The following is a 1,218-nucleotide window of genomic DNA, read 5'->3' as shown; positions in this document are numbered from 1 at the left end:
ACAGCTGAGAAAGCGGATGGGAGCGTGGAGCTGGAATTCACCTTTGACGGATCCGCCCTTGGTGGAAAAGAGATCGTGGTATTTGAAAAGCTGTACTTCCAAGGACGTGAGGCAGCGGCACACGAAGACCTGAAAGATGAGGCTCAGACCGTGAAGATCACAAAGCTGCCAGTTCAGAAAGATACAGAACAGCCCCAAAAGACAGATACGACGGCCACAGCGCCGGTAAAAACAGGTGATACCACATCCGTATTCCCTTATGCAGCGGCAGGAGCTGCGGCCTTGGCAGGGGTGATCGGTGTGCTGGTTTGGAAAAAGAAAAGGTCCGCATGATGACAGGGGACCATAAAGGCAAGACAGAGGGAAATAGAACCGGACAAAGTGCCGGATTTTTTTATGCCTAAATCCGCAGGGAGGGCCCAGATGGGACCTCCCTGTTTTAGCAGAAAGGAGAAGCATATGACGAATGCAGAAAGTATTGCGATAAGGCTGGCGATCATAGTCGTTGTCCTGCTGATCGGTGGGGTGATCGCATACAGAAAGGGGAAAGACAGGGATGAGTAAGAGGAATGAGGCATTTTGTAGGAAAGAAAAGCATGGGGCAGAGGGTATAGGGAGGAGGAGACGCCGGGTGAAAAGGATGGCAGCCTTGATCCTTACGACAGCAGCCATGATGAGCATGGATCTGATGCCCGTTTTGGCAAGCAGCGGTGCCCAGGCGATCACTGCCAAGTTTGATATCGCGAAGGAACTCATGGCTGCCGTGGTGACCTCGATCGGTGTCATGGTGATCCTGTGGGGGATCTTCCAGCTGGGCAGCTCCATGCAGTCCCAGGAAGGCAGCATGCGGACGCAGGCATTGGAACGGATCGGCGGCGGCCTGATCATGACCCTGGCCCCGCAGCTTTTGGTGGTCCTGGTATGATCCGCTTAAAAAAGGCAGAGGAAGGAGGAGAGTCATATGTTCGACGGGCTGCTTGACCTTCTGAGCGGTAAAGCATTTGTGAAAATGGGATATACCTGCTGGAATACGTTTTCAGATGCGGCAATGGCCCTTCTTGGATCGGCCCCGTCACAGATCGCTGACGGGAGCCTTTGGAATGTGAGCATGACTTTGATGGATCTCATGATGGTCATAGGTGCTTCTCTATTCAACCTTTTATTCTTTGCAAATTTTTGTAAACAGTCAGCAGACCTGAGAAATAACCAGACCATTGA

At 52.0% G+C, this 1,218-nt stretch carries 3 protein-coding genes; all 3 read left to right on the top strand.

The annotated features are described in order from the left end of the window. A partial coding sequence (locus WMO65_RS26195) for a VaFE repeat-containing surface-anchored protein (protein WP_349064873.1) occupies nt 1–333 on the top strand: 333 nt, incomplete at its 5' end. A gap of 223 nt (nt 334–556) precedes the next feature. Then, on the top strand, nt 557–925 hold the full coding sequence (locus tag WMO65_RS26190) for a hypothetical protein (RefSeq protein WP_349064871.1): 369 nt from the start codon (nt 557–559) through the stop codon (nt 923–925). 36 nt (nt 926–961) lie between these two features. Continuing rightward, a partial coding sequence (locus tag WMO65_RS26185; RefSeq protein ID WP_349064869.1) for a hypothetical protein occupies nt 962–1,218 on the top strand: 257 nt, incomplete at its 3' end.

It is taken from the genome of Blautia caccae (assembly GCF_040095955.1).
GTDB classification, from domain to species: Bacteria; Bacillota; Clostridia; order Lachnospirales; family Lachnospiraceae; genus Blautia; species Blautia celeris.
The sequence above is the reverse complement of the archived record's forward strand: the minus strand, read 5'-3'. Positions and strand labels throughout refer to the sequence as shown.